Consider the following 22,294-nt stretch of genomic DNA (forward strand, 5'->3'; position numbering starts at 1 on the left):
GATCGTTGTTTTGGGTTGCGGCGCAGTGCCGAAGCTCTTCTCGAGCAAGGCGTGCAGCTCGCCGCTTTCGGCCATCGGTCCGAGCACGTCGGTATCGCCGTAGAACGTCCCGTCGATGAAGACTTTGGGCAGCGTCGGCCAGTCCGTCATCGCGGCCAGTACCTCGCGTTTGGGCACGTTCTCGAGCACGTCGACCACTTCGAACGGGTAACCGAAGCGGTCGAAGAACTCGATCGTTTCGAGGGTGAATCCGCACCGCGGCGCCTCCTTCGTGCCCTTACCATAGACGAGGATCTTGTTGGCGCCGATCTCGCGGGCGATCTCGTCGCGAATCTCTTGCTGCATGTCATTCCTCCCTGGGGACGGTCTTGAGCTCGACGGCATGCACTCGGCCATCGCGCAGAGCGCCTCGCAGCGCCCCGTAGACCAGCTGATGTTGTTGGATGAGGGACCTGCCTCTGAAAGCCCCGGACCGAACGGTGACGTTGAAATGATCCATCGTGCCGGTGCGATCGACGATCTCGACCTCGGCATCGGGGATGTCCCGCCGGATCAGCGCAGCGAGCGCGTCGTTGTCGATCACGGGTTGAGCGGCGGGCGCGTGCCTCGCAGCGACTCCGACAACTCGCGTGCTTCGCGCAGCGTTTCAGGAAGGCGCTCGGCGCTTCTCGCAAGCATCGCGGCCACGCCGGAGGCGGCAACGATGCCGGTGACGCCGACCAGAATGGCGGGAACGCCGCGTGCGTGGATCGGGCCGATGTGGATCTCGAAGCTCTCCTGAACACGCGCGATTCCTCGAAAGATCGCCTTCAGAATGCGGCCGCGCTTTTTCATAGGGAATGGCTCGTACGGCGCGGCGGTGGCGAAGGCCTGGCGTGCGCCGCGTCGTACCGGTCGGCCATGCGTGCGGTGCTCCTTCGCGAACTCGGCGGCCCCGAACGGCTTATCCTCGAGGAGGTTCCGACACCCGCGCCGGCAGCGGGAGAGGTTCTCGTTCGCATCCGTGCAGCGGCGCTGAATCATCGCGATCTCTTCGTCACGCGCGGCCTCTATCCGAAGATCGCGCTGCCGGCATTGCTCGGCAGCGACGGATCCGGCGAGATCGCCGCGCTCGGCGCCGGCGTTACGGGCCTTCGCACGGGCAGCGAGATCGTCGTCGATCCGATGCTCGACTGGGGCGACGATCCCGCGCTGCGCTCGCCGGCCTCGTCGATTCTCGGAATGCCGCACGCCGGAACGTTTGCGCAATACGTCTGCGTTCCGGCGGTAAACGTCTATCCGAAGCCCGCCGGCCTTTCGTTCGAAGAGGCGGCAGCGATTCCGCTCGGAGGGCTCACCGCATATCGTGCCCTCTTCACGCGCGGCAAGCTCGCGCGCGGAGAGACCGTCCTGGTTCCGGGAGCCGGCGGCGGCGTGCAGACGTTCGTCGTTCTCTTTGCAAAGCAGGCCGGTGCGCGCGTCATCGCAACCTCCAGCAGCAGCGAGAAGCTCGAACGGGCACGCGCGCTCGGAGCCGACGTTGCGCTGAACTACGCGGAGAACTCGGCATGGGAAAAGGAAGCACGCGCGGCCGGTCCGGTGGATCTCGTCGTGGATTCATCGGGCGGTGAGACGCTCTCGAAGCTGCTCGGCGTCGTGCGACCCGGTGGCCGCATCGTGCTCTACGGCGGTACGCATCCCGAGGCGAACGTCAAACTCTTTCCGCTCTTTTGGAACGAGCTCTCGATCTTCGGATCGACGATGGGCAGCCCACAGGATTTCAGCGCGATGCTCGCCCTGTTCGATAGCGGCCTCAGGCCCGCGGTAGACCGCGTCTTCTCGATGACGGAGATCGTCGCGGCCATGCGGCGCATGGACGACGCGTCACAGTTCGGCAAGATCGTGCTCTCGTGGTGAGAGTGCGTAGCGGTCGAGGCGCTCGATGCGATGCGCCGTTCCGAGCTCCGCTTCGATCACGATAGCGAGCTCGGCTTCGACGAGCGAGGCCCAGTCGGGGTTGAGCATCGCAGACTCCGGCGCGTTGAGCGGCCTCTCGACCGGCGATGCGACGACGCGGCCTTCTTCCGTCAGGGCTTCGAGATACGCCATCAGCTGGCGCGCGGCCGCCGGCCAAAGCGCCGTCTGCGTGTCGGCGTAGATGCGCTCGACGAGCTCGGGGATTGTTTGCGGCCCGTGCGAAAGGATGTCGAGAAGCTGTGCTTCGCGCCATTTCCGGTGCGCGACGTACTCCGCGATCTTCGCCTGAGCGTCGGCCACGAGCGGGCCGTGTCCGCCGCGAATCGTGCGCGCCTGCGGGAACTCGCGCGCGAGGCGCTCGAGCGTGCGCTGATACGGCCGCATAGCACCGCCCGGCGGTGCTATGACGACGGTCCCTTCGCCTAAGATCACGTCTCCGGTGAAGAGCGTGAGCGCCGTGGGATCGTAGAAGACCACGTGATCGAAGGTGTGGCCGGGAGCGTCCATTACGTGCAGCTCGCGCTCGCCGACGCGTAGCGCGCCGTCGAGCGGGAGATCGCGATCGTGCGCTACCGCGGATCGCGGATGCGCGTAGATCGCGGCCCCGGTCGCGCGCGAGAGCAGCGCGGCAGCGGGCGCGTGATCCGGATGACCGTGCGTGATCGCGATGGCGGCAACGGCGAGCTGCCGGCGAGCGGCCGCGTCGAGCAGCGCGCGAACGTGGCGCTCAAGCGGCGGTCCGGGATCGATGACGAGCGCCGTCCCAGCGCCGCAGTCCAACAGATAGGAGTTCGTTCCGGTGAGCGTCATCGGCGACGGATTCGGTGCGCGCACGAGCGTGACGTGCGCGTCGTCTGCGATCGGGCTCACCATCCGCCCTCGAGCGCACGCGGCAATGCGAAGCCGTCGCGCTCGGTGCCCTCGGCCAGCACCGTGAGAATGGGTTTCGTGCGCGCGAAGGCGAGCAGCTCGGCGACGCCGGGAAAGCCGCGCAGTCGCTCGAGGTGCTTGCGCGTCGGATAGATCATCCGAAGGTCTCCCGCGTCACTGCGCGCGAGCGCATCCGCCGGGGTCAGCCAGAGCCCGTCGTGCGTCTCCGTCGCATCCGCCACGGGCGTCTGCCCTTCGGGCATTCGCGCGACGAAGAAGAAGACGTCGTACCGTGGCGTGATGGCCGTGGGCGTGATCCAGCGCGAGAAGAGCTCCAGCGGCTCTGCGCCCGGCAGCCGGACTCCCGCCTCTTCCAAGAGTTCGCGCCGCGCTGCGGCGACGAGGCCCGCTTGAAGGTCGCGACCCGGCGGCGAGTCCATCCGAAAGAGCCGGCGCAGCTCTTCATGGCTCGTGCGTGCGCCGGCATCCCGGTCGGTCGCATCGACCGTGCCGCCGGGGAAGACGTAGACGTTGGGAGCAAACGCGCTCTTCTCGCTGCGCCGCAGCATGAAGACCTCGATTCCGCGCGCGCTTGCCTCTCGTACCAGCATCACGGTGGACGCCGGGCGTACACTCATTCCCGGCGAATACTCCTTCGATGCGTATCGCCCTTGGAAGCGACCTGCGCTGCGAGCTGACCGACGCGCTCGAGCAGCGGCTGCGCGGGCGCGGCGACGATCTCGTGTTCTTCGGCGCACTCGACCCGAGCGCGCAGGCCGACTGGCCGAGCGTCGGCAGAGGCGTCGGTGAGGCGGTCGCGCGCGGCGCCTGCGCGAGCGGCATCGTCTGCTGCTGGACTGGAACCGGCGTCTCGATCGCCGCGAACAAAGTACGCGGCGCACGCGCGGCGCTTTGCGGCGATGCGGAGACGGCTCGCGGGGCGCGTGTCTGGAACGACGCCAACGTCCTCGCGCTCTCGATCCGCTCGATTACGCCCGCGCTCGCCGACGAGATCCTCGCCGCCTGGTTTTCCGCCGCACCGGCCGAAGACGGCAAAGATAAACACGCGATCGCCACCCTCAAATCGTGGGACGAACAATTATCCGAAAAGCCGAGGAGGTCCTAACGAGCGAGGGGTGTCGCGTTGCGTCGAGGAAGCTCGGACCGGCGAGCGGAGGCGAGATAAAAAGCAGAGAGGCTGCGCACACGCGTAGCCTCTGGTCATCTGCCGTTACCGGGCCGCGGCTTTCTGTCGCACACTCGGCACGCTCTCCCGGGTGGTAACGCGAAGTTTTCCTCGCCCACTCAAGATTGCTGCATCGTAGCAAAGCCCGGCCGGACTCGCAAGGGGCTACCGGCTCCCGGCGTGCCACGCGTGGACCGCCCACAAGACGACAAGCGACCAGTTGATCGCATGCGATGTCCAGCAGTACGCGCACGATCGGCGAGTGACGAACAGCAGCGAGTACGCAAGCACGACCGACGTTCCCCCTGCGAGAACGACGAGAGCGAAGACCAACAGCGAAAGCTCCGGACGCAGCGGCAGCCATACCGCGACGGCGGCCGCCGGATAGTACCATGCGCCGAGCAACGCGTTCGAGACGCGCCCGAAGAGGTGGGCACGGGGCGTTTGGACCACGCTCGGCTCTGCGAGCCTGCCTCGCGCGGCCTGTCGAGCCTTTTCCAGCATGAAAAGCGATGCGTAGAGACCAACTCCGCAGAGTACCGTGACCAGCACCTCGACGATCAAACCGCGCTCCCTTTGAGTACTGCCGTTAGGCGGCTAGCCGCCATAGCGCTCCTCGGCGCCTCTTTCGTGCTCGCGGTCGTCGTCATCCGCTATCAACCGCTCGTCGAGCATCTGATCCGCTCCTACTACCCCTTTGCCGTCCCCTTGGCGATCGGCGTCTTCGCGCTGGTCGCATCTGCACCGTTCTCGGTCACCGACGCGCTCGCGGTCATGAATGGAGCGATCTTTGGACCCATTCGGGGGACCATCATCGATGCCATCGGGCTCGTCCTCGCGGGGTTGCTCGGCTACTGGATCAATCGGCACGCATCGCGTCTGCTCGATCTCGACTCCTACTTGCAGCGGTTGCCTGCGTGGGTCAAGCGCTTCCCCGTCGGTTCCCCGGGCTTCCTCATCGCGGTGCGCATCATTCCGGGATTCGGCGGAACGGTCGCAACGGCAACCGCCGCAACCTTTCGCGTTCCGGTGTGGGTGCACGTCTGGACGATGTGTGCCGTCGCTATTCCCGTATGCGCGATCCTTTCGATCTTCGGCAATCAAGTAACGATCTACGTGCACCGCTACGAAGCGCGCGCGCGCACGTATCTCGAGCACCATCACCCGCATTTCAACTTCCACTTCAGGCATCGCGTTCCACCGACGAGCCAGCCGTGACGGACGTCGCGATGGTCGCGAGCGCGCACGCGCTCGACGAGCTCTGCCGGCGCGTACGCGACGCGTCTCGCATCGCGCTCGACACCGAGTTCCACGCGGAGCGCACCTACGCGCCGCGGCTGATGGTGGTGCAGCTCGCGTTCGACGACGGGGTCGCGATCGTCGATCCCATCGCCGTCGTGCACCTGCAACCGCTGGCGGAGGCGCTGACACAGACCGAGGTCGTCGGCCACGCGCTCTCGTCCGATCTCAAGATCTTTGCCGACCGCTTCGACCGCGTGCCGGAGCGCGTCTTCGACACGCAAGTGGCGGCGGCGTTTCTCGGCTACGGCATGCAGGTGTCGCTCGCGGAGCTCGTGCGCGATCTGCGCGACGTCCGGCTTGCAAAGTCGCAGACCGTCAGCGATTGGGGCGCGCGCCCGCTCTCGCCGCGTCAAATCGAGTATTTGGTCGATGACGTCGCTCATCTCTTGCCGATGCAGGACGCGCTCGTCGAGCGGTTGCGTTCGGCGGGGCGTCTCGAGTGGGTGCGCGAGGAGTGCGCGCAGCTCGGTCAACTCGAGCGCTATCGAATCGACGAGCGGCGCGCGTATCTGCGCATACCCGGTGCATCGCGGATGAGCCGGCGCGAGCTTGCAGTGTTGAGCGCGCTCGTGAAGATGCGCGACGGGTTTGCGCGGCGGCGCGACGTTCCTCCACGCTACATCATTCCCGACGACGTGCTTGCGGGGTTGGCAACGCTACGCCCCACGAGCGCCGACGACCTCGCGCAACTGCGTCGTTTGGATGCGGCCGCGCGCCGGCAGCACGGGGCGGCGATTCTCGAGGCTGTCGCTGCGGCGGCGGCGCTGCCCGAGGAAGAACTTCCCGAACGGCCGAGCCGTCCGCTCGGGACCGCGCGCGACACGCTCGCTGCGCTCATGAGCATCGTCGTCGGCGAGATCGCACGCAGGCACGATCTCGCGCCGAGTCTTCTCGTTCCTCGTGCGTCGCTCGAACGCGTATCGCGCGAGCTTCCGCGCGACGCGCGCGCCCTCGAAGAGGCGCTGAACCTCTCGGCGTGGCGATTGGAACTCGTCGAGCAGCCGCTGCAGCGGCTGCTTTGGGGCGAGGCCTCGATCGTCGTCGAAGGCTACGCCGACGGTGACCCGAACATACGGGTGCGATGAGCGAACAGGTCGGGAGTTTTGGCGCAGCCGCAACGCTAGCGGTTGGAGATCGACGCTATCGCTACTTCCGCTTAGCGGCGCTCGAAGAAGCGGGACTGACGAATCTCGCGCGGCTTCCGTATTCGATCAAGATCCTTCTGGAAAACCTGCTCCGCTACGAGGACGGCAGGACCGTGAAGCGCGACGACGTCGAAGCGCTGGCGCTCTGGACTCCGGCGCCGCTGGACCGCGAGATCGCGTTTCGGCCGGCGCGCGTTCTGCTGCAAGATTTCACCGGCGTTCCCTGCGTCGTCGATCTGGCTGCGATGCGCGACGCCATATCGGCGATGGGCGGCGATGCGAAAACGATCAATCCGCTGCAGCCGGTCGAACTCGTGATCGATCACTCCGTGCAGGTCGACTTCTTCCGCGGCCCGGAAGCATTCGCGAAGAACGCTGCGCTCGAGCTCGAGCGCAATCGCGAGCGGTACGCATTTCTCAAGTGGGGCCAGGCTGCGCTATCGGGATTTCGCGTCGTGCCGCCCGACACCGGCATCGTGCACCAGGTCAACATCGAGTATCTCGCGCGTGTGGTCTTCGGTGAGGGTGGTGGCGGGCTTACGGCCGATCCTTCGGGGGCTCTCGCCTATCCCGATACGCTGGTTGGGACGGATTCGCACACGACGATGGTCGACGGACTCGGCGTGCTGGCATGGGGCGTCGGCGGCATTGAAGCGGAGGCGGCGATGCTCGGCCAGCCCGTCACGATGCTTATCCCGCGCGTCGTCGGCGTGCGGCTCGACGGAGCGCTGCGCGAAGGCGTCACCGCGACGGATCTCGTCCTGACCGTAACGCAGATGCTGCGCAAGCGCGGCGTCGTGGGAACGTTCGTCGAGTTCTTCGGTAGAGGATTGAGCTCGATGCCCGTTGCGGATCGGGTGACGATCGGAAATATGTCGCCGGAGTTCGGCTGCACGGTCTCGATGTTTCCTATCGACGATCGCACGCTCGAGTACCTTCGCTTCACCGGGCGTTCGCCGGAGCACGTGGCGCTCGTCGAAGCATACGCGAAGGCGCAGAGTCTTTTCCGCACGGATGCGACGCCCGATCCGCACTACAGCGACGTGCTGGAGCTCGACCTCTCCAGCGTCGAGCCGAATATCGCCGGCCCGCGCCGCCCGCAGGACCGCGTGCCGCTGCGTGACGCGAAGCGCGCCTTCGCGACGGCAATGGCCGAATTGTCGAAAGCGCGTAACGGCAACGGCAACGCGGTCGGAAGGTTCGAGGGCGAAGGCGGCGGGCAGACGGCGGCCATCGGGGAGATCGAAGCCGACGCCGACGGGCAGAGCGTTCCGGAAGAGGCGGCGAAGGATGTCTCCGACGGCGCCGTGGTGATCGCCGCGATCACCAGCTGTACGAACACCTCCAACCCCTCGGTGCTGATCGGCGCGGGGCTTCTCGCGCGCAACGCGGTCGAGCGCGGCTTGCAGACGAAACCATGGGTCAAGACGTCGCTCGCACCGGGGTCGCAAGTCGTCACCGACTACCTCACCAAAGCCGGTTTACAACAGTACCTGGACGCGCTCGGCTTCGATCTCGTCGGCTACGGATGCACGACGTGCATCGGCAACTCGGGCCCGCTGCCTGCAGAGGTTGCCGACAAAGTCGAAGAGCACGATCTCATCGTCGCGGCGGTGCTCTCCGGTAACAGGAACTTCGAAGGGCGCATCCACCCTCAAGTGCGCGCGAACTATCTTGCGTCGCCGCCGCTCGTCGTCGCGTACGCGCTGGCGGGGCGAATGGACGTCGATCTCACGACGGAGCCGCTAGGCATCGGGAGGGAAGGGCCGGTGTACTTGCGCGACATCTGGCCGAGCAACGAGGAGATCGCGCAGACCGTGACCGCGTGCATTACGGACCAAATGTTCAAGCGGCGTTACGCCGACGTTTTCAAAGGCGACGAGAACTGGGCGAAGATTCCCGTCGGCAAGAGCGAGCGCTTCTCATGGGACCCGGCGTCCGAGTACGTGAAACGACCGCCCTACTTCGACGGTATGCAAGCCGAGCCGCCCGCGACCGCCGACGTCAGAAACGCGCGCGTCTTGGCGATGCTCGGAGATTCGGTCACGACGGACCATATCTCTCCGGCGGGAAATATCGCGCGCACCAGTCCTGCCGGCACGTACCTCATGGAACGCGGGATCGAGCAGAAGGATTTCAACTCGTACGGCGCGCGGCGCGGAAACCACGAGGTGATGGTGCGCGGTACGTTTGCGAACGTGCGACTGCGCAATCTGCTCGTACCGGGCGTCGAAGGCGGCATGACGCGCTACCTTCCGACCGGCGACCAGATGACGATCTATGACGCGGCGATGAAGTACCGCGCGGGCGGTACGCCGCTCATCGTGCTCGCGGGAAAGGAGTACGGCTCGGGCTCGTCGCGGGACTGGGCTGCGAAAGGCCCGTATCTGCTCGGCATCAAGGCCGTCATCGCCGAGTCGTTCGAGCGCATCCATCGCAGCAATCTCATCGGTATGGGTATCCTGCCGCTCGAATATCTCGATGAAGCGAACCGCGACGCCTACGGTCTCACCGGAGAAGAGCTGTACGACATCACCGGGATCGAACGCGGCATCTCACCGCGCATGACCGTAAACGTCACCACGACGCATCCACACAGCGGTCAATCGTGCACGTTCGACGTCCGGCTGCGCATCGATACTCCCGACGAAGCCGAGTACTACCGCCACGGCGGTATCTTGCAGTACATGCTCCGGCAACTCATGAGCCGGCGGTGATTCGGTAGCGCTCTTTGCAAACGCGCTTGCATGTATCGGTGCGTCGCGCAACCCCTTGCGCCACAAGCCTTTGCGGAGCATCGGCCGCTGTACGCCAAGGGTCGGTTGCTCGGTGCCACGACAATCGGGTCCGCCGCTTAGGGGTGTGGCGAAGCCGTGACGCTTGGGGCCGCGTCCGTGCGTTGTCTGATGATATGCGGCGTCACCACGATGTAGAGATTGGTCCGCGCGGTCGAATCGCGCCGCACGCGAAACAATCCACCGATGATGGGCAGGTCGCCGAGGATCGGGAGCTTGGACATATTCCTGATCTCGTTGTCCTGCAGCAACCCGGCGATCACGAACGGGCTGCCGTCCTGTACCAACGCTTCAGTGCTTGCGCGACGCAGACTGATTTGGGGTACGTTCCCCTCGGGCGTCGGAACGTATGCGGCGACGCTGGAAACTTCCGCGTAAATATAGGAAAGAACCTGATTGTCTCCGCTGATCCGTGGGAGTATCTGGAGGTTGATTCCGACGGTTACGTATGTGGTTGAGACCTGCGTTATGGCCGTGGAACCGGGATAGATCGTCGACTGAATGATCGGAATCGCATCGCCCGCAAGGATTTGGGCCGGCGTTCCGTCGAGCGCGAGTATCCGCGGCGTCGCGAGAATCTTGCCTCCACCGTGGGCGATGGTCGCGTAGAGCTGGCCTTCGAGCGACACGGCCGTCTGCGTGTTCCCGGTGCCGCCGGTCAAGGCACCGGCGGTGTTTCCAAACACTACGCTTGCCTGCGCAATGGGGCCGCCTGCGCCAGCCGCTAGATCGAGCCCAAGGTCGTGTGCCGATGACTCGGTTAGCTCAACGATCTGGCAATCGAGCATCACGCTGTCCAGCGGAACATCGATCTGAGAAACCAGCGATTTTATCGATGCGATCTCATCGGGTGGCCCAGACAAGATGAGCGCATTGAGGCGGCGGTCGACGGCGATCGTGTCTGTGACGCGTTCGGCACGGGCTGATGCGGCAACCCCGACTGACATATCGTTTGCCCCGGTCGCTCCTCCCATTCCCAAGCCCGAAGTCGGGAGCGAGAACATCGAGCCCGAGGGGTGAAAATTATCGGTCGGCTGCAGTTGTTGTCCCTGCACCAGGATGTCGGCGATCTCGCTGACGTCCGCGTACTTCAGCGGTATCACCGTGTAGCTCAACGCGGCTAGCGGCGCAGTGGGAGCCGCCGGCACCGCTGCCTGCGCTACGGCCCTGGGTTGCGAGCCGATGAGCAACACGAGCGCCGATGGAAGGGCTTGAGTCGTGACCGGCTCAGCGCCGGTAAGCCGAAATAAAACCCTCAGAGCGCGATTTGCGCTTGCTATCGCGATCGACTCGACTGGGCTGCTTCGAATCGCCGGTGCCGACGTGAAGTCGATTCCCTTCGCCGTCTCTGGTAACACGGCAGTGACGCTGTCCGTACCGGAGCCCTCCAAGTGCCAGCCGGCCGGAACACCGCCGGGAAAGAACATCACGACGCGCGCGCTGCTGACCGATGCTATTTCTCGTACGGAACTCAGAATCGCACGCGCGTCGGCGGAGCCTGAGGCAAGGACGGCCATCGCGACGGTTACGCATGCCGCCGGGAGCCATCGCCCTGTCCACGGGTGCTTCGCGGGCACTACTCAGCATTCAGCGTCGGGTGCGCGACGTAACCTACGAAGAGCAGCGCGTGCGCGCTCCAGTAGACGATTGCGAAATAGAACGGATGGTTGAACGACGCGGTAACCGGCGGGCAATTGCCTTCCATCGCCTCGCGCCTCGGGCAATTCGTCGGAGAAAAAGCGGCGTTGGTCAGCGGAGGCCAGTCCCAGGCCCGCCCCACACCATGCTCGTTGACACGGATGACCGACGTCTGCTCCAGCGGAACCCGGCGCGTTGCCCGGATCACTGAGGTCCCGATGGTAGTCGTTAATGCGAACACGGGCAGTTGGAGTCGCACTTCGCGCAGATTCCTCAGTCGGTACATGTCTCCAGCCCCCGGAATTGCGACTAGTTGCTCGACGACGTTGCGGACAGACCCAAGTGATGGCGTTCCGGGAAAGAGCAAGAAACCGTAACGAGCATCGCGGCAGTGCAGTTCGATCACCATGATGCCGGCAACGTTTTCAATCATGGTGAGCGCACTCAGCCGCATCGTTGGAACGCTGTACCTGGGGCCATAGCCGTAGAAGGGCGCCGGAGACGTAGGAGCGACGGGTCCCACATAGAGCCACGCGTCGTTGAAGGTGCCGATGGCTTTGACCGTGGGTTCGCCCTTCGAGCGACGATCAAGAAAGCGACAGTTCTGGCCAAACCCTGCGTCGGGCCGGCGTAGCCCTAAGAAGGAGAGGTCGCTGACGAAGACCCTTATGCCCGGTGCGAGGTAGGCATCCTTACAGGCTGCGGCGGTTGTCAGCGCGAGCGCCGCCGTATCGAGCGCAGCCGCCGCTTCATTATCCATGACGACATTGTAAACGGCATTGCGATGTTCTCGTGCTGCAATTGCCAATTTGCTCCATACATCCGAGGCTGGAACGGCCGCACCGGACGGCGATGCGCCAGCGACAACGCCCAGCAGCGCCACAAGCCACAGATTTCTCAGCCTCATTGTTCCGTCGTCGATCCCAGTATCTGCCCGGTATAGGCGTCGACCGCAATTTGTTCGCGCCCTCCGATCGTGAATATCCAGGCGGACCGAGCGCCTTCACTTGAAGAGGCGTTAGCGTCGGGCATCCACAGCCCAGGCTGATAGGCTGTGATGTTTGCGCCTGCAGGCAGTGCGCTTGCGGCGGTTATGGCATCAATAGAGGTTGTTCCCGCGGGTTGGATATTCGAGTTCGTACCCGTGAACGAGCGCCACAGGCGAAAGGCAGAGGAGATGTATGGCGTATCGCTGGTGGTCACTTGCCATTGCTCGCATACAGGCTTTATCGGCGGATCATTGTAAATCCATTGTACGCACGTCTTCGTTGTAAGATGACGATCCGCGACCACGACCTTGATCCCGTCGTACCCCGCAACCGAACTGTCCGCGTGGTGCCAGATGAATTCGTAGCCATCGTTGACCGCGGCGCCCGTCGAGGGAGAATACGCCCAGAACTGGAGAACAGAATACAGCACAGCATCCGATGGCATTCCGAGGGTGCTGCTGATGTAGGTTTCCGCAGCTTGCAGCGCCGTACTCTGAGAAAAAGCAATCGGATCGCGCGGCTTTGGCCCAACGTACATCACCGCGCCCGACTGGCCATAATTGTATTGCACCCCTCCCCAGTTCGTCTTCGAGACGTAGGTCGACCCGTTATCGGAGTTGACAACGGGAGAGACGGCTTGCGACTCGTACTGCTGTGCCAGCGACCGTGCGTTCCATGATTCGTTCGTCACCGACTGGGGATTGAGCGCGAAAGTAGTGGGCGCAACTGTAACGCTTTGCACGTTGTAGCCGTTCGGATTGGCCGGATAGTAGAATATGATGCTGCCGCTTAAGAACGAGGTGTAGGACGGAGGGGCGCTCCCGTCACCCGGGCCGCTGATGATATCGTTTCGCGCCGATGCATCCTCCCATATCGCCCAGCGGCCATCCTGCCCGGCGTCCATGAAGGCGCAAACCCATGCGTCGTGGATATCCTGTCCCTCCACCTGAGTGCCGTTGAGTTCACCCGGTACGATGAGTAGCGAAAAGTCAAGAGCTGTCGGCGAGTTCGTGAAGTCGCAGTTCCGCGTGCTTGTGCCTTGAGCCGTGCATGACCCCGGTGATTGCCAAGCCCCGTACAGCCCGTGCAGCGAGCCACCGAAGATCGATCGCCAGTCCGCCGTCCACTGGGGATTCGCCGGGTCCACGCCGCTCGGCGCTGCGACGGTGTCGGAGCCCGGATCGAATATCCACTTTAGCCTGCCTTGAATCGGAAAGCTCAATCCCGTATAGCCCGTGGTTCCGGCACAGCCAACGGTCCCCCCGTTCTCAGCGGTAAGTCCTCCATTGTCACCCACGCCCCACCATTGTTGGTCCGGTCCGTAGCCACCCGTGTTGAAGCCATAGAGATCGTCGATCCCGACCCAGCCGTGGCCGCGGTAGAATAAGACGTCCGCGCTCTGCTGGTACGCCTGGAAAGAGGTCGCACAGACTTGCGCATCGGTAAGACGAGCGAGCTGCGCCCAATCGGTAAATGTATTGCCCTTCATTTCGCGTGCAAAATTGTCTACGTCGCCTATGGGGTCATATCCGTGCTGGACGCTGTAGGGGTCTCCCAGATCGATCGCGGGGTTCGCGTAGTTGTCGATGGCAAGCGTCACGAAGCTGCCTGCGAATTGCTTCGGCTGGGGTGGGAAGAGTATATTCAGGAGCGAGTCGACGTTGCAGGCCGCGAGCACAACCGCGAGCGTGCTGAGTACAAGGGTCGTTTTCGTCTTCCTCAACATGCGCTCATGCTCCGCGGGAGATTGGCGGCGCTGCTCTGCACTGGCGTCGCGAGTATCGCCGCCTCCGATGAGAGGACACCGGTCGTAGCGTCATAGTAAAAAGTGAAGACGTACGGATACAGCGTGCAGTCTTGGTCGTCGTAGCGACCCATGCCGATTTCCTGGATTATGATCTGGTTTGCAGTCGGAGCTGGAGTCGCGGGCGATGCGCTAATTGTATGCCGCGCACCGAGAGGCATTCGGACGAACCTATTGCCTCGTGGTGCCGCGATGTTTCCGAAAAACGGCTTGGGCCGCGGAAGGCTGCGCCAGGCATGTGCGCTGAGGCGCGCCGGTCGTGCCAGCGCACGCCTGACGGTCAAGGTTTCGCTCGTGCTCGGCGATTGGAGGCTGCGGCCGTTGATTGCCCTCGCTCCGTGTGCGCCTTGCGAGCCGAGACGGATATCCTCCATGATTCTTTCGGCGGCGTCGACGTACAAGTACGCCTTCGTCACGTGCGTATGCGTGAATCGTGGATAGATCATGTGCCTCGCCGCCGCTGGCGCTGCCGATGCACCGAGAAAATACGCTAGAACCACGACAGGCGCAAAGAACTTCATGGAATGCCCTCCGCCTGAAAGTCTAGCGGAACGCGGAGGCGCGCGCTATTCTTCCAATCGCCTATGCCCTTCGGCTTACGCGCAATCGCCTAGGCCGGATGGCATAGAATTTGGGCGGCGTTGCGGGGTCAGAACCGCAAGGCGACCGCGGCGAGGCGGAATTGGGGGCAGGGGAGGGGATACCCCCCCCCCGAAGGTGTGCTACAAATGGAGCAGCCGGCTCAGGTGACGGCAGTTTCAGCGCTTCCAGAGCGCGCCAACTCAGACCGCGTCCGCGGCCTCACTCACCGCGAAAGCGAAGTTTTTCGTCTCGTCCTCAAGGGTTACCACAACGAGCGCATCGCGCGCGAACTGGACGTAGCTGTGGGTACCGTGAAAGCACACCTGAGAAGAATATTCGCCCACTTCCGCGTTAACGGACGCTTGGAACTGATGGCGAAGTTCGGCCTTTCGTTCGCCGACGTGCTCCAAAGTCAAGACGCGAGCGCAGGCTCGCCGGACGATGCCGGGTGAATAGCCCCTTCACCCTCGCGCTCGCGTCGTGCCTCTCATTACCACAACGGCTTACCGCGCAATCGCACGGCAACAACGTCTTCCTCTCTCGCCGGTGAGCGTCGGTCGCTACAGCGCTTAGAGCATCACCCGGCGGAAGTCGGCGAGCGCGTTCGCGACATAGACGAGAAAGCGCGCCGCGCTCGCTCCGTCGATGACGCGGTGGTCGTAGCTGACGCTGATCGGTAAGACCAATCGCGCGACGAAGCGCTTCTTATTCCAAACGGGTTTCATCGCCGCGCGCGTCGCGCCGAGGATCGCGACCTCGGGGGCATTGACGATCTGGGTGAACTGCGTGCCGCCGATGCCGCCGATCGACGAGATGGTGAACGAGCCGCCGCTCATTTCGGCCAGGTTGAGCTTCCCTTCCCGCGCTTTCGTCGCGAGCTCCGCGGCCTCGGCCGCGATCTCGAGCAGCCCCTTTGCGTCGGCGTTCTTGAGAACGGGAACGACGAGCCCGTCCTTCGTGTCGGCGGCGAAGCCGATGTTGTAGTAGTGCTTGTAGACGAGCTGGTCGCCGTCGAGCGAGCTGTTGAACTCGGGGAACTCCTTGAGCGCTGCAACGCACGCCCGCACGAGAAAGGCGAGCATCGTGAGCTTCGCGCGTTTTTTCTTGGCTTGTTCCGCGTTGATTTTCACGCGGAACTTTTCGAGCCCGGTCACGTCCGCTTCGTCGTAGTTCGTGATGTGCGGAATCTGCAGCCAGTTGCGATGGAGATTCGGCCCCGCGATGCGCCGAATGCGCGAGAGCGGCTTGCGTTCGATTGGCCCGTAGCGGGCGAAATCGACCGCCGGCCATGGTGGAAGACCGGCGCCGATGCCGCCAGTGCCCGCGGTGCCGGCGAGTGCGGCTTTGACGAAGCCTTGCACGTCCTCGCGGCTGATGCGGCCATGCGGCCCCGTTCCGGAGAGCGCGTGCACGTCCACGCCGAGCTCGCGCGCGAAACGCCGGATCGATGGGCTCGCGTGAACGATTGCGCCGTTGCCGGATCGCGTCGCCGATGGCGGCTGAGGCTGGGGCGCAGGCGCTGCTTGCGGTTGTGGCGCAGGTGCTGCTTGCGGTTGTGGCGCAGGCGCTGCTTGCGGCTGAGGCGGCGCTTGTGCCGCGGCTGGCGCGATCGTCGCAATGACCGTGCCCTGCGAGACGGAGTCGCCGACTTTGACGTTGACTTGTGCGATCGTTCCCTCGGCCGGCGACGGGATCTCCATCGACGCCTTTTCGCTCTCGAGCGTGATCAGCGAATCGTTCTGCTTGACGCGCTGACCGGGCTTGACGAGCACTTCGATCACCGGCACATCTTTGAAGTTGCCGATGTCGGGAACGCGCAGCTCGACCGTCTCCGCCATGCGCCCTACACCGTGACCGGATTGGGTTTTTCGGGATCGATATCGTACTTCACGAGCGCCTTTGCGGGCGCGTCGCGCGAAACGGCGCCCTCGTCAGCGAGCGCGCTCAGTGCGGCGAGCGCGACGTAGCGGCGATCCACTTCGAAGAAGGCGCGAAGCTGCTTGCGGTAATCGCTGCGGCCGTACCCGTCGGTGCCGAGCGTCGCGTAGCGCCGCGTTGCGGAGCCGGCTGACGTGACGAACGGGCGAATCTGCTCGGCGAACGTGCGCACGTAATCGCTGGCCGCAATACCCGGCCCAGTGCGCCCTTCCAGGCATTGCTCGACGTACGAGCGCTTCGGTGGCTCGCCCGGATGCAGCATGTTCCACCGCTGCGCGGCCACGCCGTCGCGCTGCAGCAGGTTGAAGCTCGTCGTGCTCCACACGTCGCTGCGGACGCTCCAGTCTTTCTCGAGCAGCTCCGCGCCGGCGAGCACTTCGCGCAAGATCGCGCCGGAGCCGAAGAGCTGCACGCGCGGCTCGTTTCCCGCTCCACCGTCGCGCAGCAGATACATGCCGCGCAGAATCCCTTCGAGCGCGTTCTGGGGCATCTCCGGATGGTGGTAGTTCTCGTTGAGCAAGGTGATGTAGTAATACACGTCCTCCTGCTCGGCGAGCATGCGCCGCAGGCCGTCTTGGATGATGACCGCCACCTCGTAGCCGAACGTCGGATCGTAGCTGCGGCAGTTCGGAACGACCGATGCGATGACGTGGCTCTGCCCGTCTTCGTGCTGCAAGCCCTCACCGTTGAGCGTCGTTCGGCCCGACGTGCCGCCGAGCAGGAAACCGCGCGTACGGCTGTCGCCTGCCGCCCACGCGAGATCTCCTACCCGTTGAAATCCGAACATCGAGTAGAAGATGTAGAACGGGATCATCGGGAGGTTGTGATTGGAGTACGACGTGCCGGCTGCAATCCACGACGAGATCGCGCCGGCTTCGTTGATGCCCTCCTGCAGAATCTGGCCGAGCCGGTCCTCACGATACCACATGAGCTGTTCGGCGTCTTGCGGCTGATAGAGCTGGCCGACGGACGAGTAGATCCCGAGCTGCCGGAAGAGACCCTCCATGCCGAACGTGCGCGATTCGTCTGCGACGATCGGAACGACGCGCGGCCCGATCGTGGGGTCGCGTACGATGGCGCTCAGGATACGCACGAACGCCATCGTGGTGGAATGTTCGCGCTCAGCGCCGCTCTTGACTTGCGCATCGAAGGCGCTCAGCGCCGGCACGGTCAGCGCGACCGACGTCCGGCGCCGCTGCGGCAGCGATCCCCGGTCGTGCATGCGCGCGCGCAGGTAGTGCATCTCCGCGCTGCCCTCGGGCGGGCGGCAGAATGGAATGCTCTCGATCTGCTCGTCGGTGACCGGTATGTCGAAGCGATCTCGGAAAGCGCGCAGATCGTCGACGCCCATCTTCTTGGCTTGATGGGCGATGTTCTGGGCTTCGCCCGCGCCGCCCATTCCGTAGCCTTTGATCGTCTTAGCGAGGATGACCACGGGCGAACCGCGATGCTCGAACGCGGCTCGGTACGCAGCGTAGATCTTCGCGGGATCGTGACCGCCGCGCTGAAGCGCCCAGATTTGATCGTCGTTCCAGTCGGCGACCAGCGCCGCCGTCTCCGGATACCGGCCGAAGAACTTCTCACGCACGAATCGTCCGTTACGCGACTTGAACGTCTGATAGTCGCCGTCGACGCACTCGTCCATGAGCTGCACGAGCCGGCCGGTCGTATCGGCCGCGAGCAGCGGATCCCAGTTGCTTCCCCAAATGACCTTGATCACTCTCCAGCCGTTGCCGCGGAAAACGCGCTCGAGTTCTTGGATGATCTTGCCGTTGCCGCGAACCGGACCGTCGAGGCGCTGCAGATTGCAGTTCACGACCCAGATGAGGTTGTCGAGGTGCTCGCGTCCCGCGAGCGAGAGCGAGCCGAGCGATTCCGGCTCGTCCATCTCTCCGTCGCCGAGGAAGGCCCAGACTTTGCGATCGCTCGTTGCGATGAGCCCGCGGTCGTTGAGATAGCGCATGAAGCGCGCCTGCGCGATCGACATGATTGCGCCGAGGCCCATCGAGACCGTCGGATACTGCCAGAACGCGGGCATCAGCCACGGATGCGGATACGAAGAGAGTCCCTTTCCGTCAACCTCGCGCCGAAAGTGCTCGAGCTGCTCTTCAGCGATTCGACCTTCGAGGAACGCGCGTGCGTAGATGCCTGGGGAAGAATGCCCTTGGTAGAAGATCATGTCGCCGCCGAAACCATCGGTTCCGTCCGGACCAGGCTCGGCCGGCGCGCGGAAAAAGTGGCTCTGCCCGATGTCGAACAACGTCGCTGCGGAAGCGAACGTTGCAACGTGCCCACCGAGCTCCGAGCTCAGCTTGTTGGCGCGCACGACCATGGCGAGCGCGTTCCAGCGCACGTAGTGGCGCAAGCGCGCTTCGATCGCTCGGTCGCCGGGAAACGGCGCCTGCTGGTCCGGCGGAATCGTGTTGACGTAGGGCGTCTCGACGCCGATAGAGACGTGCGCGCCGCCCTTCCACGCCTCGTCGACGATCCGGTGGATCAGCTCGCGCGCGCGCTCCGGCCCCTCGGCGGCGAGCACGCCGCGCATCGCATCTACCCATTCTTGGGTCTCTTGTGGATCGGGATCCGACCGCTGCATCGCCATGAATGGCTCTGCATTCCGCCAGCGGATGGGAACCCTTGCCTCTGGGGTGATCCTTTCTGCCGAGTAGAGCGATCCTCTGGGAGCCTCTTTCAAGCGGGGGGGGATGGGCGCGTGCGGCACGGTACTCTTGAAAGGCACGGGAGTCCGCGCGAGCGGGCTGAGAGGGCGGCCGGGACCGCCGACCGTTGAACCTGAACCGGGTCATGCCGGCGTAGGAAGGAGCGAATCCATGGCGATGACGACGTCCGGAGCGTCCACGCGCAAGATCTATCTCGAGGGACGCGAGGGGATGCGCGTACCGATGCGTGCCGTAGAACTCACCGACGGAACGACGCACGTGCTCTACGACACGAGCGGCCCGTACACGGACCTGGAATATGACGCCGACGTTCGGATCGGTCTGCCGCGGCTGCGCGAGCAATGGATCGAAGGGCGCGGCGATACTGAGGCATTGGCGCGTGCGTCGTCCGTGTACCGTCTGGGTCGAGAGGCGATGCCCGAGCTCGCCGCCGTGCGCTTCCCCGGCGCGCGCGCTCCGCGGCGCGCGAAACCCGGCGCGAACGTCACGCAGATGCATTATGCGCGACGCGGCGAGATCACGCCGGAGATGGAGTTCGTGGCGCTGCGCGAGGGGGTCGAACCGGAACGCGTGCGGGCGGAGATCGCGCGCGGCCGTGCGATCCTACCGTCGAACGTCAACCATCCCGAGAGCGAACCGATGATCATCGGTCGCACCTTCCTCGTCAAGATCAACGCGAACATCGGGAACTCGGCGGTCACGTCGTCGATCGAGGAGGAAGTGGAGAAGATGACGTGGGCGACGCGTTGGGGCGCCGACACGGTCATGGATCTCTCTACCGGAAAGAACATTCACGAAACGCGCGAGTGGATCATTCGTAATTCGAGCGTGCCGATCGGTACGGTCCCAATCTATCAAGCACTCGAGAAGGTCGACGGCAAAGCCGAGGCGCTGACGTGGGAGCTGTATCGCGACACGCTCGTCGAGCAGGCCGAGCAGGGCGTCGATTATTTTACCATTCACGCCGGGGTGCTGCTACGATACGTTCCGCTCACTGCGAGCCGCATCACGGGGATCGTCTCCCGCGGCGGCTCGATTCTCGCGAAGTGGTGCCTCGCGCATCACGAAGAAAACTTTCTCTACACGCACTTCGAAGAAATCTGCGAGATCATGAAGGCGTACGACGTCGCCTTCTCGCTCGGAGATGGCTTGCGTCCTGGTTGTACCGCCGACGCCAACGACGCTGCCCAGTTCGCGGAGCTCGATACGCTCGGCGAGCTGACGAAGATCGCATGGAAGCACGACGTTCAAACGATGATCGAAGGGCCCGGGCACGTTCCGATGCATCTCATCAAGGAGAACATGGAGAAGCAGCTCGCCGTCTGCGACGAGGCACCGTTCTACACGCTCGGGCCTCTCGTTACTGACGTCGCCCCGGGCTACGATCACATCACGAGCGCCATCGGCGCGGCGATGATCGGCTGGTACGGCACGGCGATGCTCTGCTACGTGACGCCCAAAGAACATCTCGGCTTGCCCAACAAGAAAGACGTGAAGGACGGCGTGATTGCGTATAAGATCGCCGCTCATGCAGCGGACATCGCGAAGGGCCACCCCGGCGCGCACCACTGGGACGACGTGCTCTCGAAGGCGCGCTTCGAGTTCCGTTGGGAGGATCAGTTCGAGCTCTCGCTCGACCCGGAAACCGCCCGCGACTTTCACGACGAGACGCTTCCCGCGCCCGGCGCGAAGGTCGCGCACTTCTGCTCGATGTGCGGTCCGCACTTCTGCTCGATGAAGATTACGCAGGAAGTGCGAGAGTACGCGCGATCGGGGATGGCGGAGAAATCCCGCGAGTTCGTGGAAAAGGGCGCCGAAGTCTACGTGCCTCTCGCCTGACGATACGTTTTGCAACCGTTGCAGGCCGTGCTCTTCGACCGTGACGGGACGCTCGTCGTCGACGTGCCGTATAACGGCGACCCCGGCGCGGTCGTTCCTGTCGACGGTGCGCGCAAGTGCCTCGACCGGCTTCGTGCCGCCGAGTTGAAGCTCGGCATCGTGAGCAATCAAAGCGGCATCGGGCGCGGTACGATCACCTACGCGCAGATGGAAGCCGTGAACGCCCGCATCGAGGAGATGCTCGGCAATTTCGACGGATGGTTCGTCTGCCCGCATGCGCCCGAAGACGATTGCGCATGCCGCAAGCCCAAGCCGAAGCTTCTTCTCGACGCCGCGGACGCGTTCGGCGTCGAGCCGTCGGCATGCGTCTTCATCGGCGATACAGACGTCGACGTGGAGGCTGCGCGCAACGCCGGAATGCGCATGCTGCGCGTCGGCTCGGCGTTGACGCTCGCCCAGGCGTGCAGCGGACTCTTACGGATGCAAGACGAGAGGAGCTAGGACGGAGCTTTTCGCGCACACTCGATGATCGACTGCGCAAGCGCAGCGCGATCGGCGATGAGATCGATAAGGAATCCATCGGAACGCATTGACGAGCTGATAGCAGAACTCACGGACTGGCGTGGCAGAACGTCTGCCGATATCCGCTGTGGTCTCACGACGGAACGATCGCCGTCGCCAACGCCCACAAGGAGAAGGAGAAGCTCCGAGTACTAGCGCGTTTTTAGCCAGTAGTCGACGTCGGCGCCGTGGGCCTGCGTCCATGCGGGCGCGAGCGCGCCGAGCAGCGCGCTGCGCGGAATGAGCACGGTGCGCTGGAAGTGGTGCCACGTGTCCAGGACGCGCTCGACGTAGGTTTGCGTTTCGGAGTACGGCGGAACTCCGCCAAACTCCGCAACGGCTTGCGGGCCTGCATTGTACGCGGCAAACGTCAGCGCGTAGCGGTTTGCCTTGTGCGCGAAGCGCTGCACGAGGCCACTGAGGTAGCGCGCTGCACCGGCGAGGTTTTGTTCCGGGTTGCGCGGGTTTACGTTCAGCGTGGCAGCCGTGCCGGGCATGAGCTGCCCGAGCCCCATGGCTCCGGCACCGGAGACGGCGTGCGTGTGCCACCGGGACTCCACGGTGACGACCGCTGCCAGCATGTTGGCGTCGATGTGCCAGCGGGCCGCGTTGATGAGAAGATGGTGTGCGAGCTCGCGGCTCAACCAGGCCGGCATCTGGGGGTTGATACCACGTAGGACCTTTGCATAGATCGAAACGACCTTCGGGGTCGCCGGCAGGCTTCTGGTCGCCGCGGCGGCAGGCGCTCCGGCGCCGAGGACGCAAGAGACGAACGCCGCTCCAATGAGGAACGTCCCAATGCTGCTACGCATCGTCGCCCCCGTTCGGCTCCCTCCCGGGCCCTCCTCCCCGGTATGACCCGGAGGGGCTGGGGGTTCGTAATGGGCTTTCTCTTCCTCGTAATGTGCGGGCTCATCGCGTGGGGGCAGTGGTACGCCGTTCACGTCAACGTGCCGCGTTTCGAATCGCGCGCCGCTCGGTGAAACCGGCGGAGGCGTCCGTCGTAAG

Annotated in this window: 20 protein-coding genes, 1 pseudogene and 1 riboswitch; of the genes and pseudogenes, 9 read left to right on the forward strand and 12 right to left on the reverse strand. The window is 64.3% G+C overall.

The features are described 5' to 3' along the window. The 3 genes from VMV82_07460 to VMV82_07470 form a co-directional block, all read right to left on the reverse strand. A partial coding sequence (locus tag VMV82_07460; protein HUY41389.1) for a glutaredoxin domain-containing protein occupies positions 1-345 on the reverse strand: 345 nt, incomplete at its 3' end. 1 nt (position 346) lies between these two features. Next, a complete protein-coding gene (locus VMV82_07465) occupies positions 347-583 on the reverse strand; it encodes a BolA/IbaG family iron-sulfur metabolism protein (protein ID HUY41390.1) in 237 nt (78 codons plus the stop codon). After that, on the reverse strand, positions 580-834 hold the full coding sequence (locus VMV82_07470; GenBank protein HUY41391.1) for a hypothetical protein: 255 nt from the start codon (positions 832-834) through the stop codon (positions 580-582). Before VMV82_07470 ends, VMV82_07465 begins: the two co-directional genes overlap by 4 nt. Positions 835-900: 66 nt before the next feature. On the opposite strand from VMV82_07470, the gene VMV82_07475 reads away from it, so the two are divergent. Next, positions 901-1,896, forward strand: coding sequence for a zinc-binding dehydrogenase (locus VMV82_07475; GenBank protein ID HUY41392.1), 996 nt, complete (start codon positions 901-903; stop codon positions 1,894-1,896). On the opposite strand, the gene VMV82_07480 is transcribed toward VMV82_07475, so the two are convergent. Together VMV82_07480 and VMV82_07485 are read right to left on the reverse strand one after the other, a co-directional pair. Then, complete coding sequence (locus VMV82_07480) at positions 1,864-2,829, reverse strand: MBL fold metallo-hydrolase (protein ID HUY41393.1); 966 nt, start codon at positions 2,827-2,829, stop codon at positions 1,864-1,866. The two genes, VMV82_07475 and VMV82_07480, sit on opposite strands and share 33 nt — an antisense overlap. Then, a complete protein-coding gene (locus tag VMV82_07485; protein HUY41394.1) occupies positions 2,823-3,464 on the reverse strand; it encodes an NUDIX hydrolase in 642 nt (213 codons plus the stop codon). Before VMV82_07485 ends, VMV82_07480 begins: the two co-directional genes overlap by 7 nt. A 20-nt stretch (positions 3,465-3,484) precedes the next feature. Between VMV82_07485 and VMV82_07490 the strand changes: the two genes are divergently transcribed. Beyond that, positions 3,485-3,952: an RpiB/LacA/LacB family sugar-phosphate isomerase gene (locus VMV82_07490; GenBank protein ID HUY41395.1), complete on the forward strand. Its 468-nt coding sequence runs from the start codon at positions 3,485-3,487 to the stop codon at positions 3,950-3,952. A gap of 225 nt (positions 3,953-4,177) precedes the next feature. Here VMV82_07490 and VMV82_07495 read toward each other — a convergent pair whose 3' ends face one another. Continuing rightward, complete coding sequence (locus VMV82_07495; protein HUY41396.1) at positions 4,178-4,576, reverse strand: vitamin K epoxide reductase family protein; 399 nt, start codon at positions 4,574-4,576, stop codon at positions 4,178-4,180. Positions 4,577-4,588: 12 nt separating this feature from the next. Between VMV82_07495 and VMV82_07500 the strand changes: the two genes are divergently transcribed. From VMV82_07500 to acnA, 3 genes are read left to right on the forward strand one after another with little or no spacing between them, the layout of a single operon-like run. Continuing rightward, a complete protein-coding gene (locus tag VMV82_07500; GenBank protein ID HUY41397.1) occupies positions 4,589-5,230 on the forward strand; it encodes a VTT domain-containing protein in 642 nt (213 codons plus the stop codon). Continuing rightward, positions 5,227-6,399, forward strand: coding sequence for an HRDC domain-containing protein (locus tag VMV82_07505; GenBank protein ID HUY41398.1), 1,173 nt, complete (start codon positions 5,227-5,229; stop codon positions 6,397-6,399). The genes VMV82_07500 and VMV82_07505 overlap by 4 nt, the downstream gene beginning before the upstream one ends. Continuing rightward, positions 6,396-9,176 carry an aconitate hydratase AcnA gene (gene acnA / locus VMV82_07510; GenBank protein ID HUY41399.1) on the forward strand — a complete coding sequence of 927 codons (2,781 nt, stop codon included), beginning with the start codon at positions 6,396-6,398 and terminating at the stop codon, positions 9,174-9,176. The genes VMV82_07505 and acnA overlap by 4 nt, the downstream gene beginning before the upstream one ends. 137 nt (positions 9,177-9,313) lie before the next feature. Here the strand turns inward: acnA and VMV82_07515 are convergent, their stop codons facing one another. From VMV82_07515 to VMV82_07525, 3 genes are read right to left on the reverse strand one after another with little or no spacing between them, the layout of a single operon-like run. Beyond that, the gene (locus tag VMV82_07515) at positions 9,314-10,771 is read right to left on the reverse strand and encodes a secretin N-terminal domain-containing protein (GenBank protein HUY41400.1); all 1,458 of its coding nucleotides are present in this window, start codon (positions 10,769-10,771) and stop codon (positions 9,314-9,316) included. 59 nt (positions 10,772-10,830) lie between these two features. Continuing rightward, positions 10,831-11,775 (reverse strand): hypothetical protein, encoded by a 945-nt coding sequence (locus VMV82_07520; GenBank protein ID HUY41401.1) that lies wholly within the window; start codon positions 11,773-11,775, stop codon positions 10,831-10,833. A 20-nt stretch (positions 11,776-11,795) separates the two neighbouring features. Beyond that, positions 11,796-13,481: a hypothetical protein gene (locus VMV82_07525; protein ID HUY41402.1), complete on the reverse strand. Its 1,686-nt coding sequence runs from the start codon at positions 13,479-13,481 to the stop codon at positions 11,796-11,798. Between the two features lie 932 nt (positions 13,482-14,413). On the opposite strand from VMV82_07525, the gene VMV82_07530 reads away from it, so the two are divergent. Continuing rightward, positions 14,414-14,719, forward strand: a complete 306-nt coding sequence (locus VMV82_07530) for a helix-turn-helix transcriptional regulator (GenBank protein ID HUY41403.1) — start codon at positions 14,414-14,416, stop codon at positions 14,717-14,719. Between the two features lie 117 nt (positions 14,720-14,836). On the opposite strand, the gene aceF is transcribed toward VMV82_07530, so the two are convergent. Both aceF and aceE read right to left on the reverse strand, forming a co-directional pair. After that, positions 14,837-16,105: a dihydrolipoyllysine-residue acetyltransferase gene (gene aceF / locus VMV82_07535; GenBank protein HUY41404.1), complete on the reverse strand. Its 1,269-nt coding sequence runs from the start codon at positions 16,103-16,105 to the stop codon at positions 14,837-14,839. Between the two features lie 5 nt (positions 16,106-16,110). Further along, a complete protein-coding gene (aceE, locus tag VMV82_07540; protein HUY41405.1) occupies positions 16,111-18,807 on the reverse strand; it encodes a pyruvate dehydrogenase (acetyl-transferring), homodimeric type in 2,697 nt (898 codons plus the stop codon). Between the two features lie 126 nt (positions 18,808-18,933). Further along, positions 18,934-19,042, forward strand: a riboswitch (TPP riboswitch). Here aceE and thiC point away from each other — a divergent pair. From thiC to VMV82_07555, 3 genes and pseudogenes are all read left to right on the forward strand, one after another. After that, positions 19,043-20,725 (forward strand): phosphomethylpyrimidine synthase ThiC, encoded by a 1,683-nt coding sequence (gene thiC / locus VMV82_07545; protein ID HUY41406.1) that lies wholly within the window; start codon positions 19,043-19,045, stop codon positions 20,723-20,725. Between the two features lie 9 nt (positions 20,726-20,734). Further along, positions 20,735-21,226, forward strand: a complete 492-nt coding sequence (locus VMV82_07550; GenBank protein ID HUY41407.1) for an HAD family hydrolase — start codon at positions 20,735-20,737, stop codon at positions 21,224-21,226. 57 nt (positions 21,227-21,283) lie between these two features. Continuing rightward, positions 21,284-21,432: pseudogene (locus tag VMV82_07555) on the forward strand (DUF1801 domain-containing protein). 6 nt (positions 21,433-21,438) lie between these two features. Here the strand turns inward: VMV82_07555 and VMV82_07560 are convergent. Next, positions 21,439-22,098 (reverse strand): lytic transglycosylase domain-containing protein, encoded by a 660-nt coding sequence (locus tag VMV82_07560; protein HUY41408.1) that lies wholly within the window; start codon positions 22,096-22,098, stop codon positions 21,439-21,441. Positions 22,099-22,294 lie beyond the last annotated feature (196 nt).

The organism is Candidatus Dormiibacterota bacterium, from assembly GCA_035532035.1.
Taxonomy (GTDB): domain Bacteria; phylum Vulcanimicrobiota; class Vulcanimicrobiia; order Vulcanimicrobiales; family Vulcanimicrobiaceae; genus Tyrphobacter.